Genomic DNA, 15,326 nt, shown 5'->3' with positions numbered 1-15,326 from the left:
GTTAGTCGGCTCTATATACCAATGGTTTGTACTTTGGACAGGGCAACGCTGCCCATGCCTGCCAGGTTCAGCATCAACTCACCGCCGGTCTGGCTGATGGTCACGCTATTGACCGTTGCCGGCAGGTAAGTAATCAATGAGGTGTTCGTACCGTCGATGGTGGTCGTCGCGCCGAAGGTGTAGGTGCCCGCCGGTGCCACGACACCCGCATCGTCCTTGCCGTCCCAGATAAAGCTGGAATTGCCGGCGCTCTGACTACCCAGTTCAAGGGTGCGGATGGTTGTGCCTTCCGAGTTGGTGATCTTGACGGTGGCGGCGGCAACCGATGTCGGCACGACGACGGTCCCGTTGAGGCTCTTGGAGGTGTCGACCACGGCTTTGTCGGTCTGCGCGATGACCGAACGGCCCACCAGCGAAGAAGCCTGCAAGGCTTGCGACGAGCTGTAGCTGCTGGCAAGACCGCTGACCGTGTCGTTCAGCGTAGTGATGCCTTCCAGGCTACTGAACTGGGCCAGCTGGGCCACGAACTCGCTGTTGTCCTGAGGATCGAGCGGGTTCTGGTTTTTCAGCTGAGTCACCAGCAGTTGCAGGAACGCATCCTTGCCCAGTGCCTGCCCGCCTGTAGCGGCCGAGGTCAGGCTGTTGCTGGTGGTAGTGGTCTTGACCGAAGAGTTGGCCAGGATGTCATTGAGGCTAAGGCTACTGGTGGAATCGGTAACGCTCATACGAATCGCCCCTTATCACTGACCGAGGGTCAGGACCTTCTGCATCATGGTTTTGGCGGTGTTCATCATTTCGGCGTTGGTCTGGAACGAACGGCTCGCGGAAATCATGTCGGCCATTTCTTCGACGACGTTGACGTTCGGGTAGTAGACGTAGCCCTTGGCATCGGCAGCCGGATGGTTCGGCTCGTAGCGCGCTTCAAGGTTGCTCTGGTCTTCGACCACGCCCAGTACTTGCACGCCTTGACCGGCAGCGTCCTGGTTCTGGAACAGCGAATCGCTGCCGCCGCTCTGGCCGCCCTGGAACATGGTGGCAAACACCGGGTGACGGGCGCGGTAGGTCTGGTCGATGCTCGACGAGACGGTCTCGGCGTTGGCGATGTTACTGGCGACGGTGTTCAAGCGAGTGGTCTGGGCACTCATGCCGCTACCGGCAATGTTGAAAACACTGGATAGAGACATGGATTACTCTCCGCGCAGGGCTGACACCAGCCCTTTGAATTTACTGTTGAGCAGGGTGAAGCTGGCTTGGAAGTTGACCGCGTTTTCCGCGTAGTTCGACTGTTCCAGTTGGGCGTCCACGGTGTTCTGGTCGATCGACGGTTGCATCGGCGTGCGATACATCAGCGACTCGTCACCATTGCCCAGGCCTTCAGCTTCGATGTGACGGCTGTTGGTCATGTTCAAGGCGAACTTGCCGTTTTTGGTTTTCTCGTTCTGCTCGGCAAGCACTTTCGAGAAGTCCAGATCCCGAGCCTTGTAGTTCGGGGTGTCGGCGTTGGCGATGTTGTTGGCCAGGACTTCGGCACGCTGAGCGCGGAAGCCCAGGGCTTGTTCGTGGATACCGAGCGCTTTATCGAAGCTGATGCTCATGTCGGGAAACCTTCGGGTGACCTGATTTTTCGTAACATGGACATAGCAAGCGGCGTGCCAATTCAAAAAACCCCGTAAACCGGGGCTTTGCCGGCAGTGGCAAGGCGGCAATGCCAGAAAAGCGGCAACCGATTTCCGCCGCCTGCCGCTTTTCTGCCGCTTATCACGGTAGAAAGACCACCACCTGACCCTGTGGGAGCGGGCTGTGGCGAGGGGGCTTGCCCCCGTTTGAGTGCGTAGCACTCATAGGATTTTTGCTACATCAGAGATTTTAGGTCTGCTTCGCAGCCCAACGGGGGCAAGCCCCCTCGCCACAGTCCGCCCCTACAGGTGATGCGGCGAGAATGAGAAATCAGGCAAAAAAAAGGGAGCCCCCTGAGGACTCCCGTTTTTTTATGCCGTCAACGAATCACTTCGCCTGGTAAATGATCCCCGGGCTGCACTGGACCATCTGGTAATGATCCGGCAAACCGTTCAGCGCTTCGGACGCGCCAAGGAACAGATAACCGCCCGGCTTCAGCGTGCTGTGAATGCGCAACAGGATGTCTTTCTTCACCTCGGCGGAGAAGTAGATCAGCACGTTGCGGCAAAACACGATATCGAACTTGCCCAGGCTCGCGTAGCTGTCCAGCAGGTTGAACGAACGAAACTCCACCCGACTCTTGATGGGTACCTTGATCGCCCAGCGTCCCGGTCCTTTCGGGTCGAAGTAACGCTGAAGGCGCTCGGGTGACAGACCACGGCCGATGGCCAGGCTGTCGTATTCGCCGGTTTTGCAGTTGGTCAGCATAGTGCCGGACAGGTCAGTGGCAACGATCTGCACGCCCATCTTCAACTGACCCATGTTGACCCGCTCGAACTCATCGATGGACATCGACAGCGAATACGGTTCCTGGCCCGACGAACACGCCGCCGACCAGATCCGCAGGCGCTGACCGGGGGCTGCCTTGATCGCTTCGGGCAATACCTTGTTCTTCAAGACTTCAAACGGATAGGTGTCACGAAACCACAAGGTTTCGTTGGTGGTCATGGCATCCACCACCATCTCGCGCAAACCGCTGCGCGGCTGAGTCTGGATGCGCTGAACCAGCTCACCCAGCGATTTGATGCCCTGCTGTTCCATCAGTTTGTTGAGACGGCTCGAGACCAGGTATTGCTTGTTTTCACCGAGCAAAATGCCACAGGCTTTTTCCAGGAATACCCGGAACTGTTCAAAATCCAAATTACCCGTAGACAAAGATGCCGCCTCTTAAATCGTGTTGACCGCCAGGGACAGAAGGCCCCTAGCTGTTATCTGCTGCTTTGATCCGGTCGACTACCCGGGATGCCAGGTCATCAGGACGGAATTTGGCCAGGAAGTCATCGGCACCGACTTTCTTGACCATCGCCTGATTGAATACACCCGACAACGAAGTGTGCAGGATGATATGCAGCTTTTGCATGCGCGGATCACTGCGGATTTCGGCCGTCAGGGTGTACCCGTCCATCTCCGGCATCTCGATGTCGGAAATCATCATCAGGAACTCTTCTTCCGGCTTCTTGCCCTCGTCGACCAGCTTGCGCAGGTAATCCAGCGCTTGCCGACCGTCGTTCAACGCCACCACTTCGACGCCGACGGTTTGCAGGCAACGGCTCACCTGCTTGCGCGCCACCGATGAGTCATCGACCGTCAGCACACGCAAGGACAACGCCTTGTGCTGAGTCTCGACATCCACCACGCCCACCGAAATCGCTTCCGGTGTCGGTGCCACTTCCGCCAGCACCTTCTCGACGTCGATGATTTCGACTAACTGATTGTCGACCCGAGTCACAGCCGTCAAGTAATGATCGCGCCCGGTGCCCTTGGGTGGCGGATGAATCTCCTCCCAGTTCATGTTGATGATGCGCTCCACCGACCGAACCAGGAAACCCTGGGTCTTGGTGTTGTACTCCGTGATGATCACGAAGGGATTGCTTTGATCTTTCAGCGCTCCGGAACCGGTCGCCATCGCCAGATCCAGAATCGGAATGGTCGCCCCCCGAATATTCGCCACACCGCACACGACAGGACTGGACTTGGGCATCAGGGTCAGCTTGGGGCATTGCAGCACCTCACGAACCTTGAACACGTTGATCCCATACAGCTGCTGGCCGTCGAGACGGAACAACAACAGCTCAAGGCGATTCTGCCCTACCAGTTGCGTGCGCTGGTTCACCGAATCCATTACACCAGCCATGCCCAGACTCCTACACCAACGCTAAGTGTGTTTGCGACGCACATTCATCACTAAACGGCACGGCGCTTGCTTTTTAACTCTTATGAACACAGAACCGACATTTTTCCGACACCTGACATCAGCCTGCCGCAGATTACTCTGTGCGATGTCGGCCGTTTGCCTGTTCAACGCTGGCAGCCCTGCCCTTGCTGACGCGGTTACCTTGCCTGACATGCTTATCGGCGTCACTCAGGGCTTTCTTGAATTCACCGTAGAAGACTATCTGGCCACGAGTCAAACACAAGGACGCTACGAAATCGAGGTCAACCAGCTCGATCCGCGCCTGCGCATGCCTATGTGCGACAAGGAATTGACAGCCACCCTCGAGAGCCCCGCAAGGCCTCTGGGTCGGGTCACGGTCAAGGTTCGTTGCGACGGCGCCTCCCCCTGGACAGTCTTCGTACCCGCTCAAGTACGGCTGTTTCGCGACATTGTGACCACCACCCGCCCCCTCAAGCGCACAGGGATTATCGAACCCCAGGACGTAACCCTGCGTGAACGCGATATCAGCCTGATAAACCAGGGTTTTCTGACCTCCGTCGATCAGGCGATCGGACAGAAACTTACCCGACCAATGGTCGCCGATCAGGTCATTACCCTGGTACACCTCGAACAGGCGGAAGTCATTCGCAAGGGTGATCAGGTGGTGATTACCGCCCGCAGTGGTACGCTCAGTGTTCGTATGCCGGGTGAAGCGCTGTCCAACGGCGGCATGAGCGAACAGATTCGCGTGAAAAACCTTAACTCCCAGCGGGTCATCAAGGCGCAAGTCACCGCGCCGGGCCAGGTGGAAGTTTCTATGTGAGCGGCCATGCAGGGGCTCTGGGCTCGTGAAGAGATGGCGCGCCACACGGCTGTTGCCTAAACTGTGCCCCATGCAGGACACACGCTGGCGCATGCAAGCTCATTGATAAATGGGTCTAAAGTTTTCCGGGGGAGAGCCGAAAACATGGCAAGCGTCCAAATACCCAGAGGTTTTTTGTCATGGTCATCGATTTCAGTCGTTTAAACAGCTCCTCGTCACTTACGGGCAGTACGCGTACCAGCGTTGCTAAGGAAACCGCCGAAGCTGGCCAATCCGCGCCGCTGAATACCCCGGCCGAACAGGCCAATACCACCCAAAGCGGGGAGTCGGTACACCTCAGCAATGAGGCTCAACAGTTGCAAAAGGTCACTGACAAGCTGCGCGATCAGCCTGCCGTCGACAAAGCCCGCGTGGCCGAGTTGAAAGCAGCGATTGCCGATGGCAGCTATAAAGTCGACAGCAACCGTGTAGCCAGCAAACTGCTCAACTTCGAAGCCCAGCGCTAGGCCACGGCCCGCGCCAGGCTTTTGGACGCTTAAAACCCAAGGCCAGCCATGCACGACACTAATTTACTGCAACTGATCATCGACGACTTTGCCCCGGCGCAACACCTGCTGGAGCTGCTGAAAACCGAGTCCCTCGCGCTGCACGGTCGCGACATGCCACTGCTCGAAGACATTCTGGCGCAGAAACAGGCAATGATCATTTTGCTCGAACAGCATGGCCGCAAGCGCAGTGAAATCCTCGCCAGCCTCAACCTGCCAACCAATCGCCAAGGCCTGGAGCAACTTGCCAGCCATTCGAGCATCGGCGATCAGTTGCTGGCACAGAGCGACGTGCTGACCGACCTCCTGGCCCAATGCCAGGCCGCCAATGCCAACAATGGCCAGTCGATTCTGGTGCAGCAGGCCGCCACCGCCAACCAGCTGAAAATCCTCACCGGCGGCGAGCCGCCAGCGCTCTACGATGCCCGCGGATCAACCTCCAAGCTCGCAAAGCCACGCCCGCTCAGTCAGGCTTGAGCCTTTCAATGAGCACACCCTATCAAGACGCGAAACATGCTGGCAGAATGCTGGCTAGCAGTCATATTTGTCTGGAGATTGATGCCCCGTGTTCAATGCCTTAAACGCGGAAGATGCTCCGCAGCCACCCAAGGTGCTCACTACGCCCCTGGAAATCTCCGGCAATCTGCGTCAGCTGCAAGACAGCCATGACCCGCTGATCATCACGTTCCACGAGCGCAGCCAGCGCTTCCAGAGTTATCTGGTGGACGTCGACCGTGACAGCAACATGATCGCCCTGGACGAAATGATCCCCCGCGACGGCGAACGCTTTCTGCTGGCCGGCGAACCGTTCAAGGTCGAAGGCTTCCACGACGGCGTACGCATCGCCTGGGAAAGCAATGGCCCGCTGACCATCGACGAATCCGGCGATGGCCGCTGCTACCGTGGCGCGCTGCCCGACGAGGTGGTTTATCACCAGCGCCGCAATGCTTTCCGCGCCGCGCTGAAGCTGGCGCAACTGGTCAATGTCGAGCTGGGTGGTGACAAGCTCAAGTCGCCGGTCAGCGGCAAACTGCTGGACATCTCTGCCACCGGCTGCAAGTTGCGCTTCGAAGGCGACATTACCGCCAGGCTGCAACTGGGTCAGGTCTACGACCGCTTCATCGCCGCCCTACCCTTCGGCAGCATGACGGCGCCGGTCGAGCTGCGTTACCTGCACTTCGAAGAAAAGATCAACACCACCTTCGCCGGCGTGCGTTTTCACAACATGAGCGGCCTGGTGCAGCGGCAGGTCGAGCGGTTCGTCTATCAGCTTCAGCGCGAAGCACGGCGCTTCGATAAAGACGACTTCTGATACGCCACTCTCATAAAAAACGGGCAGTCCCTTGCGGTGACTGCCCGTTTTTTTATGCCTTGATCAAGGCCTTGCTTCGGTAAAGCTTTGCTCGCGACCCGTGTCAGGGTCTTCGGGCTCCGAATCCGTTTCAGGCACTGGTTCGGGCTCTGCATCCGGGTTGAAATCAGGCTCCGGGTTGACCGGGTTCTGCATCTGATCCTGCACCACCTGCTCATCGACGCGCGGGTCAAGGCAAGCCACCAGTGGCGAACTCGACATACTGTCCGGCATGGCCACGTGATGCAGTGGAGCATCGTCCACCTGATGCAGGTTGGTGACCGCTTTCGGGCGGATTCGCCACACCAGCACCAAGGCGAAGAAGCTGAAGAAGGCATAGAGCATCTGACTGCCAAACAGCTTCATCAACACCCCGGCTACCAACGGTCCGATACTCGCGCCGACACCATAAGTCACCAGCAGCATCGCCGTCAGCGACACCCGACGATCACCCTCGACGTGGTCGTTGGAGAACGCCACCGCCAGCGGGTACAGGCAGAACTGCACCAACGAGCAGAGGAACCCGGCGATGAACAGCACCTCCAGCGGCACCTGCCGCATGATCGCCAGCGGCAACGCAGCCAGCGCCAGGCTAAACGCGAAACAGCGGATCAACAGCGCCCGGTCATAGCGATCCGACAGCCAACCCAACGGCCACTGCACCACCAGGCCGGCAAAAATACAGCTACCCATGAACAGACCGACCTGTTCGGTCGACAATCCTTGCTGCGAGGCATACAGCGGCGCCAGACCGTAGAACGAACCGACGATCAAACCCGACCCCAACACCGTACTCAATGACTGCGGCACGCGCTTGATGAAGAACCGTGGCTCCATCGGCGCCGGGTGCAAAGGCGCCGGGTGAATCCGCCGCGTCAGGGCCACCGGCACCAGGCACAGGGCGAAACACAGGGCGACCAGCATCAGCAGTTCCAGGCCCAGGCCCGGGTGCATGACCAGAATCAGTTGACCCAACACCAGCCCCAGGTACGAGGCGATCATGTAGCCGCTGAACACCACGCCACGCTGCTTGGCTTCTGCCTGCTCATTGAGCCAGCTTTCGATCACCATGTACTGGCACATCATGCCCAGGCCGACGATCACCCGCAGGAACAGCCAGGCGGGCAACCAGTCCACCAAGCCATGACCCAGCACTGCCGCGCCGACGATCCCGGCGCAGGCTGAGTAGGCTCGAATATGCCCGACCCGGGCAATCAGCCGATGGCCGATCTTGCCGCCCAGCACCAGGCCGAAATAGTTGGCCGCCATCAACGCACCGACCCACAGGCTATCGACTTTATCGGCCGCCAGGCGCAGGGCAAGGTAAGTACTCAACAGGCCCGAGCCGATCAACATCATCAGCGAGGCGAAATAAAGCCCCCGAAAAGATTTCAAGATTTGGCGCATCGGCGTTCCGAGCGGCTCCTTGCAGTGAATATCGGGCTATCGACAAACGATAGCCCGACGGCGACGGGTCGTCAGGCCTGGGCTGCTAGAACACGCCGTTCCCAGGGAGTAATTTCATCAAAGAAGCTGGTCAACTCCATAGTCTTCGAAGCGATGTAGCCTTCGATGAACTCCTTGCCGAACAGTTCCTTCGCCAATTGGCTACGTTTCAGACGTTCAAGAGCGGCATGCAAGGTACACGGCAACGAAAGATTATCCGGCACAACGAACTCACCCTGGATCGGCTCGCTCGGCTCCAGTTTGTTCTCAATGCCATACAACCCCGCGGCCAGGCTCGCGGCGATCGCCAGATACGGATTGGCATCGGCCCCCGGCAAGCGGTTTTCGACCCGACGAGCGACCGGTGAACTGGCCGGAATGCGCAGCCCGGCCGCACGATTGTCGTGGGACCAGCAGGCATTGTTCGGCGATGCGAAAGGATGGCACAGGCGCTGATAGGAGTTCACGTTCGGCGCAAACAGCGCGGTGAAATCCGCCATACCGGCCTGCTGGCCACCGATGAAATGACGGAAAGTCGCGGTCGGCTCGCCGGCCTTGTCGCTGAACACGTTACGCCCGGTGCCGATCTCGACGATGCTCTGATGAATATGCATCGAACTGCCCGGTGTGTGAGCCAACGGCTTGGCCATGCAGACCACGGTCAGGCCATGCTTGAGCGCCACTTCCTTGAGCAGATGCTTGAACAACAAGGTCTGGTCGGCCAACAGTAGCGGATCGCCGTGCAGCAGGTTGATCTCGAACTGGCTGACGCCCATCTCGTGCATGAAGGTATCGCGCGGCAAGCCCAGCGCCGCCATGCATTCGTAGACTTCATTGAAGAACGGCCGCAAGCCGTTATTGGAACTGACGCTGAACGCCGAATGACCGTCCTCGCGACGACCGTCCAGGCCCAGTGGTGGCTGGAAGGGTTGCGTCGGGTCAGGGTTCGGCGCGAAGACGAAGAACTCCAGCTCGGTCGCCACCACCGGCGCCAGACCGAGAGCGGCGTATCGAGCGATCACGGCCTTGAGTTGACCGCGGGTCGACAATGGCGAGCTCTCGCCGGTCAGCTCATCCGCATCACAAATGGCCAGCGCCCGAGGCTGCTGGCTCCAGGGCAAGCGGTGGATCTGCGCGGGATCAGGCACCAGCGCCAGGTCGCCATCATCACTGCCGTAAAAGCGCGCTGGCGGATAGCCGCCCATGATGCATTGCAGCAGCACTCCCCGCGCCATCTGCAAACGCCGCCCTTCAAGAAATCCTTCGGCGGTCATCACCTTGCCGCGTGGTACGCCGTTCAGGTCCGGCGTGACACATTCAATCTCATCAATGCCCGTCAATCGCTGCGCGAGTGAACGATGGCCATCGGTTGTCATGACGCAATCCTTGTTGTTGTACGAGCCGCGAACGGCGACCCGTACAAAATAGGCTTCGGCTGTTCGGAATATCAAGCAACGTCAAACAAAAAGGTGCAGGAGCTGCCGAAGGCTGCGATCTTTTGACTTTGCTTTTTAAAGGCAAGATCAAAAGATCGCAGCCTGCGGCAGCTCCTACCAGCTCCTACGGGGATTGTGTCTGTCAGGGGAGATAGAGGCTGAACACGCCGCCGCCCAAGGGGCCGCCATTGCTGATTTCAGTGCGTCCGCCCACGCCATTGCGCTGATGCAACGCGGCAATCCGTCCGGCAAAGTACAGGCCCAGGCCGGTGCTGCCACTGCTGTGGTTGATGCCCTGCACGTAATCGGCCTGACGCTCGATCATCTCAGACGGATAACCCTCGCCATCGTCATTGATGGTCAGCACCAGTTGCCCGGCCTCATCGCTGACGCTGATCAACAAGGCATGGCGGGCATAACGAATGGCGTTGTTGATGCTGTTGGCAAGCACCGAGGCAATCAGCTCCCGATCGAAAAAACCCAGCGGGCTCAACGGGTCCACTTCATAGGTCGCGATAATGCCGCGGCTGGCGAACACTTCCTGGTGAGCCGCCAGTTGGGCCTCGATGAAGTCATCCAGCTCATGGTAGGCCGGCTGCAATGGCATCTGGTTGACGCCGAGTTTGTACAGCCCCAGCAATTGCACCAGCATGCCGTTGAGGTGGGCGAACTCGAAGTCGATCACGCCCTGCTCCGGGGTGTGCTGTTCGGGATCGGGCAAGCGCGCCAGCCATTGGCTGTGCGCCTGCATCAGCATGGCCAGGGAGTTCTTCATGTCATGCACGGTGGAGGCAATCACCGTGGAAAAGTCGAGTGACGGTTCGCTGTCGATCATTCGCCGAACGCCTTGATTTTCAGTTTCTGGTAGCGCGGATAACGCGCGTCGGTATCGGGCATCAGGCCGACGGTTTTCAGGCAGGCGCGACATTCTTCCAGTTCGGCCGACGGCACACTGGTGTCGGTGCCATGCAGCAACGACTGCGCCATGTTCAGGGCAATACTGATGTTCTTCGGCTGCAATGCCAGCGCTTTGCGGAATACATCCCGGGCTTCCACCAGGTTGCCGGTCTTGTACACCCGCACACCCTGACGGTTGAGGTCGGCGGCCGCGTTGCCGGAGTTGAGGATGGTCGGGTCGTCGGTCAGCTTGGCGATGCCTTTCATCACGGTCGGATCGTCGCCGTAGATCTCCGCACAGTTCTTCAGCATCGAAGCGCCGGCATTCGCCTGCCCAAGCATTTGCAGCTGCTTGGCCACCAGCAGCGCCGCTTCGGCGCTCATGAACTGCTCCATGCCATCGAGGCGCATCATCGCCTGCTCGGTGAGCTTCTCGGCGGTTTCGGCATCGTTGAGCAACAAGCTGGTGGCTTTCATCAGACGCGCACGAATCTGTAAACCAGGGTCGGAGGGGTTCTCCTTCGCCACCGCACTCAGCGTTGTGTTGATTTCAAGACGGGTGCGGGTATCCAGGCCCTTTTCGCTGCCTTTGCTAATCAGGGCATGGGCCAGGCCGAGGTTACTTTCCGCATCCTTGAAACGTGACTGCGCCCCTTGGGCCACGGCCTGGCGATAGGCTTTGGAGGCGGTGTCGAAATCTTCGTTGGCCATCGCCAGCTTGCCCAGCAATGCTTGTCGGCGCACCGCCAGCGGCGACAGGCGAATAGCCTCCTCCAACACTTTCTGCGCCGTCTTGGTGTCCCCTTCGGCGACCAGCACATCGGCCATGCCGTCGTAGAGGGCCGGCATCATCGGGAAGACTTTCAGGGCTTTTTCATAAATGCCTTTGGCCTGGTTGACCTGGCCGCGTTTGAACAGCAACTGGCCCAACCCGGCAAACGCCCAAGGCAAAGGCCGATCAGCAATGATGCTGTCATAGAGCCGTTCCAGCGCTTCGTTCTGGTTCATGTCACGCAACGCATCGGCGCGGTAACGCAGGCACAGCGGGGAATAACGAATGTCCTGTTTACACAGGGCGATGCAGGCATTGAGCACTTCAACCGGTTTGCCTCGGTCAAGGGCTTGCAGGATCGGTTTGAGCAAGGTCTTGCGCTGCTCCAGGCGTTCCAGGCGCTGGGCCAGGCCGGAACGGTTGAACGGCTTGGTCAGGTAAGCATCGGGCTCATGCTCCAGTGCGCTGAGCACCATGGCCTGGCTGGTTTCGGCGGTGACCATGACAAACACACTTTCATGGCTGATCAGCTTCTCGATCATCAGGTCTTCAAGCACCTGCTGACCGTTCTTCTTGCCGTCGCCCAGATGGAAATCCTGCAGGATGAAGTCGTAGGACTTCTGCGAGCACATGCGCAGCGCCTGTTCACCGGTATCGGCGGTGTCGACGTCCTTGACGCCCAACTCCCGCAGCATGGACCTGACGGAACTGCGGAAATCCGAGAAATCATCGACGATCAGGAAGCTTTTTTGGTGATACGACAGCATCGAAGATTTCCAGGCAATTTAAGAAGTACAACCCAAAGGCAACTACACGGGCGAGCTCAGCTTCGCGGCCTTTTTTGGCGCGCAGATGATAGCGGGAGGCCATAGGCTATCAAGCAATTTCGCAAAAACCCGTGATGACAATTGCCGGCCGCCAGAAATAAAAATGACAACGACTGTTCGGGTTATCGGCCAGTAGTCGCGTTCCCTTGAAGCGGCAGGAGTGCAATTGCGCATTTCGCTCGCTGAGCGCCCCACTCCAATGCCGCGCAGCAAGGTACATCGCGGCCTCTGTCGTGAAACTCCTCCCCCATCAAAATCCCATGACCATCGTAAACACCGATGAACACCTGGGTGACACCCTCATGACTCACACGCGCCCGCACTTCCACCTGCACTCCGTCGCCGAGCACTTCTTCATGGATGTGGAGAGGTAACCGGGTGTCGGTCCATAACCAGAACTGCGCGCCTCTGTGTCGCATTGCTTGGTTCCCTGCCACAGCAAACACTCTGTGAACCGCTTTTCGTAGGAGCCAGGCTTGCCGGCGAAGGCGTCCTTAAGAGCGCCTTCGCCGGCAAGCCTGGCTCCTACCTGTCCGATTTATCCTTAACCGACCTGCATCAGGCTCTGGCAGGCTCTTTTTAACACTGAACGCTGAAATTTCTTGGGTGTCCCAGCACCGACAAAACACAGCCAGCCCATGCCCCATAAGGGTTTCAGATCATTTGAGCCGCACCAATGTTGTGAGCCGTCAGCCCCTTCGCCAAAAACAGATCGACGTAATATTGACACCTAAACATCCACTTGTCGGAATATTGGCACATAGTACCGTTTCATCCGGTTAACACCTTTACAAAGCCTGAGCCCACAACTAAACACCTATCAAACTGATATCAGGAAAGGCCGTACTCCTGAGTCAGGGTTTCCCAAGACACGGCCCTCATTCAGCCATTACTTCAGGAGTCCCTTCCACATGGGAGCTCTCAGATTACTGCGCGCCGTGTGTAATGCAGCCCCAGGTTCGGGCCCACGTTTGCCCAACCGGTCCTGCGATCCGCTCCTCGAGTGCGGCGAGCTTTTCCACCCCCGCAATACCCGCGCGCCTCTGCCGGCAGCGCTTGTCCCGTCAGCTGGCCGACGATGTTCGACGGCCGCCTCGCACCCCTCTTGAACGACCTGAGCGGTGCAAGAACGGGACTTCGTCCTGTTAGCAGTCCCTAGCGATTCCAAAAATAAAAAAATGGCATTTTCGGGAGAAAGACATGGCTACCACCACAACGACCAGCGGCGGCACCGTTACTTCGTTTTCCAACACTCCGCAGGCGCAGGACGACATTTTCACTGCCGGTGTTATTGGAACGAGCACCGCGGCCATCACTGAAGACCTGCTGGGAGTCGTGTACCTGGACGTCATGTCCAATGACCTCGGTGGCAACGCGAAGACACTCTGGTCACTCGATAACGCAACCAGTCTTTCTACCGCCACCAAGGTTTATGCTCCGGCCGACCTGCTGGTCCAGGACACCGGCAGAATTGAGGCGACGAGTACTGACACCAGTTTCAATGGTGCAAAGATCTGGATTACGTCGGATGGCAAGGTCGGCTACGACGCCGCTACGTTGTCGACTACGTTCAAGGCACAACTCCAGGCGCTGGCAGCTGGAGGGTCCCTGACGGACAGTTTTACCTATGCGATTCGTCTGGGTAACGGCACGCTCAGCTGGGCTACAGCGCAGGTGCAGTTCGCTGGCATGAATGACAGTGTGACGATGAGCCTCGGCGCACAGGCCAGCACGGTAACCGAAGATGCGACCACGACGCCGAGCACTACCGACTCGCTGAGCGCGACAGGCACTATTGCTTTTAGCGATGTAGACCTGAGCGACACGCATACCGCCTCTTTCGTGGCTGCGGGAGGCAATACAACCGCGCTGGGCGCCTTCGTCCTTGCCCCCGTGACTGAAGCGGCCAACACCGCCGACGGCTCCGTCAACTGGACTTACACCCTCAATAATGCGGCAGCCCAGTCCCTGGCCCAGGGTCAGTCGGCTACCGAAACTTATGTGGTCACCATCAATGACGGGCATGGTTCGTCGACCACGCAGAACGTGACGATCACCATCACCGGTACCAACGATCAGGTGCAGATCACCAGCGGCGCGCAGGCAGGCGATGCCAAGGAAGACAGCGGCGACTACGCCGCCAACGGCAGCATCACCTTCACCGACGCCGACCTGATCGACACCCACAGCGTCACGGTTACGCCGGGCGCTTCCGGCTATCTTGGCAACTTCACCACCAATCTGAGCGACAGCACCGGTACGGGCAGCGGTTCACTGGGCTGGAACTTCGCGGTGAACAACGCCGCCCTGCAGTTCCTTGGCGAAGGCCAGAGCATCACCCAGACCTATAACGTGGCGATCGGCGACGGCACGGTGCAGACCGTGACCATTACTATCACCGGCACCAACGACCGGCCAACGCTGACGATCGCCGACAGCAGCGGCGCAATGAACGAAGGCAATGGCACCGCCACGCTGAGCGACAGTGGTGCACTGAGTTTTGCCGATGTGGACAACATCGACGTGGTGACTGTGTCGCACACCTCCAACGGCAACATCGCCTGGAGCGGCGGCACGCTCAATGCGGGCGTGGCCTCGGCACTGGTGGCTGGTTTCTCGGTCGATCAGAACAGCTGGGACTACAGCACCAGCCAGAACCTCGACTTCCTCGGTGCCGGTGAAACCGTCACCTTCTCGTACACGGTGGTTGCCACCGACAACAGTGGCGCGGCTAATGCTGCTTCGGCGACGCAGACTGTCACCATCACCCTCACTGGCACCAATGACGCACCAGTGCTCAGTTTCGCGACGGGTAACGATGTCGGGGCAGTGCAGGAAGACAGCACCCTCAGCGTCAGCGGCCAGTTCAGTTCGGCCGACATCGATCACGCTGCCACCGCGACCTGGAGCATCAATGGCTCGGCTTCGGGCACTTACGGTTCGATTGCGGTGAATAGCAGCGGCCAGTGGACTTACACGCTGGCCAATGGCACCGATGGCGTCGCCAGTGCCGTGCAGTCATTGAAGGCTGGCGAGAGTCACAATGAAGTGTTCAGCGTGCAGGTCAGCGATGGCCTCGGTGGCGTCGACACTCAACTGGTGACCGTCACCGTCAGCGGCACTAACGATGCACCCGTGCTCAGCTTTGCGACCGGCAATGATACCGGCGCCGTGCAGGAAGACAGCACCCTCAGCGTCAGCGGCCAGTTCAGTTCGGCCGACATCGATCACGATGCCACGACCAGCTGGAGCATTGCCGGTAGTAATACCGGCAGCTACGGCTCGATCGCCGTCGACAGCACTGGCCAATGGACTTACACCTTGGCCAATGGCACCGATGGCGTCGCCAGTGCCGTGCAATCGCTGAAGGCCGGCGAGACTCACAATGAAGTGTTCA

The 15,326-nt window shown here is 58.8% G+C and carries 14 protein-coding genes; 5 read left to right on the top strand and 9 right to left on the bottom strand.

The features are described from left to right. Window positions 1-11 precede the first annotated feature (11 nt). From flgD to PMI30_RS10000, 5 genes are all read right to left on the bottom strand, one after another. Entirely contained in the window at window positions 12-725 is a 714-nt protein-coding gene (flgD, locus tag PMI30_RS09980) for a flagellar hook assembly protein FlgD (RefSeq protein WP_008011618.1), read from the bottom strand. Between the two features lie 15 nt (window positions 726-740). Next, the gene (gene flgC / locus PMI30_RS09985) at window positions 741-1,184 is read right to left on the bottom strand and encodes a flagellar basal body rod protein FlgC (RefSeq protein WP_007937507.1); all 444 of its coding nucleotides are present in this window, start codon (window positions 1,182-1,184) and stop codon (window positions 741-743) included. Window positions 1,185-1,187: 3 nt separating this feature from the next. Then, entirely contained in the window at window positions 1,188-1,595 is a 408-nt protein-coding gene (gene flgB, locus PMI30_RS09990; protein ID WP_007899124.1) for a flagellar basal body rod protein FlgB, read from the bottom strand. Window positions 1,596-2,004: 409 nt separating this feature from the next. After that, the gene (cheR, locus tag PMI30_RS09995) at window positions 2,005-2,832 is read right to left on the bottom strand and encodes a protein-glutamate O-methyltransferase CheR (protein ID WP_008011615.1); all 828 of its coding nucleotides are present in this window, start codon (window positions 2,830-2,832) and stop codon (window positions 2,005-2,007) included. Window positions 2,833-2,878: 46 nt separating this feature from the next. After that, the gene (locus PMI30_RS10000) at window positions 2,879-3,811 is read right to left on the bottom strand and encodes a chemotaxis protein CheV (protein WP_008011613.1); all 933 of its coding nucleotides are present in this window, start codon (window positions 3,809-3,811) and stop codon (window positions 2,879-2,881) included. An 82-nt stretch (window positions 3,812-3,893) separates the two neighbouring features. Here PMI30_RS10000 and flgA point away from each other — a divergent pair, with 82 nt between their 5' ends. The 4 genes from flgA (at window position 3,894) to PMI30_RS10020 (ending at window position 6,512) form a co-directional block, all read left to right on the top strand. Next, window positions 3,894-4,655, top strand: a complete 762-nt coding sequence (gene flgA / locus PMI30_RS10005) for a flagellar basal body P-ring formation chaperone FlgA (protein WP_032830386.1) — start codon at window positions 3,894-3,896, stop codon at window positions 4,653-4,655. A gap of 179 nt (window positions 4,656-4,834) precedes the next feature. Then, complete coding sequence (gene flgM, locus PMI30_RS10010; protein ID WP_008011609.1) at window positions 4,835-5,161, top strand: flagellar biosynthesis anti-sigma factor FlgM; 327 nt, start codon at window positions 4,835-4,837, stop codon at window positions 5,159-5,161. A gap of 48 nt (window positions 5,162-5,209) precedes the next feature. Continuing rightward, a complete protein-coding gene (locus PMI30_RS10015; RefSeq protein WP_008011607.1) occupies window positions 5,210-5,677 on the top strand; it encodes a flagella synthesis protein FlgN in 468 nt (155 codons plus the stop codon). 88 nt (window positions 5,678-5,765) lie between these two features. After that, window positions 5,766-6,512 carry a flagellar brake protein gene (locus tag PMI30_RS10020; protein WP_008011605.1) on the top strand — a complete coding sequence of 249 codons (747 nt, stop codon included), beginning with the start codon at window positions 5,766-5,768 and terminating at the stop codon, window positions 6,510-6,512. Window positions 6,513-6,575: 63 nt separating this feature from the next. On the opposite strand, the gene PMI30_RS10025 is transcribed toward PMI30_RS10020, so the two are convergent. From PMI30_RS10025 to PMI30_RS10040, 4 genes are all read right to left on the bottom strand, one after another. Further along, a complete protein-coding gene (locus PMI30_RS10025; protein ID WP_008011603.1) occupies window positions 6,576-7,958 on the bottom strand; it encodes an MFS transporter in 1,383 nt (460 codons plus the stop codon). Window positions 7,959-8,029: 71 nt separating this feature from the next. Continuing rightward, the gene (locus PMI30_RS10030; RefSeq protein WP_177318850.1) at window positions 8,030-9,271 is read right to left on the bottom strand and encodes a glutamine synthetase family protein; all 1,242 of its coding nucleotides are present in this window, start codon (window positions 9,269-9,271) and stop codon (window positions 8,030-8,032) included. 304 nt (window positions 9,272-9,575) lie between these two features. Next, window positions 9,576-10,268 carry a sensor histidine kinase gene (locus PMI30_RS10035; protein ID WP_008011600.1) on the bottom strand — a complete coding sequence of 231 codons (693 nt, stop codon included), beginning with the start codon at window positions 10,266-10,268 and terminating at the stop codon, window positions 9,576-9,578. Further along, the gene (locus PMI30_RS10040; RefSeq protein WP_008011597.1) at window positions 10,265-11,869 is read right to left on the bottom strand and encodes a tetratricopeptide repeat-containing response regulator; all 1,605 of its coding nucleotides are present in this window, start codon (window positions 11,867-11,869) and stop codon (window positions 10,265-10,267) included. The genes PMI30_RS10035 and PMI30_RS10040 overlap by 4 nt, the downstream gene beginning before the upstream one ends. Window positions 11,870-13,129: 1,260 nt before the next feature. Between PMI30_RS10040 and PMI30_RS10050 the strand changes: the two genes are divergently transcribed. Next, window positions 13,130-15,326: VCBS domain-containing protein (locus tag PMI30_RS10050; RefSeq protein WP_008011594.1), on the top strand; the 2,197-nt coding region annotated here is incomplete at its 3' end.

The organism is Pseudomonas sp. GM50, from assembly GCF_000282375.1.
Classification (GTDB): domain Bacteria; phylum Pseudomonadota; class Gammaproteobacteria; order Pseudomonadales; family Pseudomonadaceae; genus Aquipseudomonas.
Note: the sequence above shows the minus strand (reverse complement) of the source record. Positions and strands in the feature narration are given on the sequence as shown.

Excerpts from the sequence above, each read along its gene's own strand:
- flgD (WP_008011618.1), bottom strand. The coding sequence starts at position 725 with ATGAGCGTTACCGATTCCACCAGTAGCCTTAGCCTCAATGACATCCTG.
- flgC (WP_007937507.1), bottom strand. The coding sequence starts at position 1,184 with ATGTCTCTATCCAGTGTTTTCAACATTGCCGGTAGCGGCATGAGTGCC.
- flgB (WP_007899124.1), bottom strand. The coding sequence starts at position 1,595 with ATGAGCATCAGCTTCGATAAAGCGCTCGGTATCCACGAACAAGCCCTG.
- PMI30_RS10000 (WP_008011613.1), bottom strand. The coding sequence starts at position 3,811 with ATGGCTGGTGTAATGGATTCGGTGAACCAGCGCACGCAACTGGTAGGG.
- flgA (WP_032830386.1), top strand. The coding sequence starts at position 3,894 with ATGAACACAGAACCGACATTTTTCCGACACCTGACATCAGCCTGCCGC.
- flgM (WP_008011609.1), top strand. The coding sequence starts at position 4,835 with ATGGTCATCGATTTCAGTCGTTTAAACAGCTCCTCGTCACTTACGGGC.
- PMI30_RS10015 (WP_008011607.1), top strand. The coding sequence starts at position 5,210 with ATGCACGACACTAATTTACTGCAACTGATCATCGACGACTTTGCCCCG.
- PMI30_RS10025 (WP_008011603.1), bottom strand. The coding sequence starts at position 7,958 with ATGCGCCAAATCTTGAAATCTTTTCGGGGGCTTTATTTCGCCTCGCTG.
- PMI30_RS10030 (WP_177318850.1), bottom strand. The coding sequence starts at position 9,271 with ATGACCGCCGAAGGATTTCTTGAAGGGCGGCGTTTGCAGATGGCGCGG.
- PMI30_RS10035 (WP_008011600.1), bottom strand. The coding sequence starts at position 10,268 with ATGATCGACAGCGAACCGTCACTCGACTTTTCCACGGTGATTGCCTCC.
- PMI30_RS10040 (WP_008011597.1), bottom strand. The coding sequence starts at position 11,869 with ATGCTGTCGTATCACCAAAAAAGCTTCCTGATCGTCGATGATTTCTCG.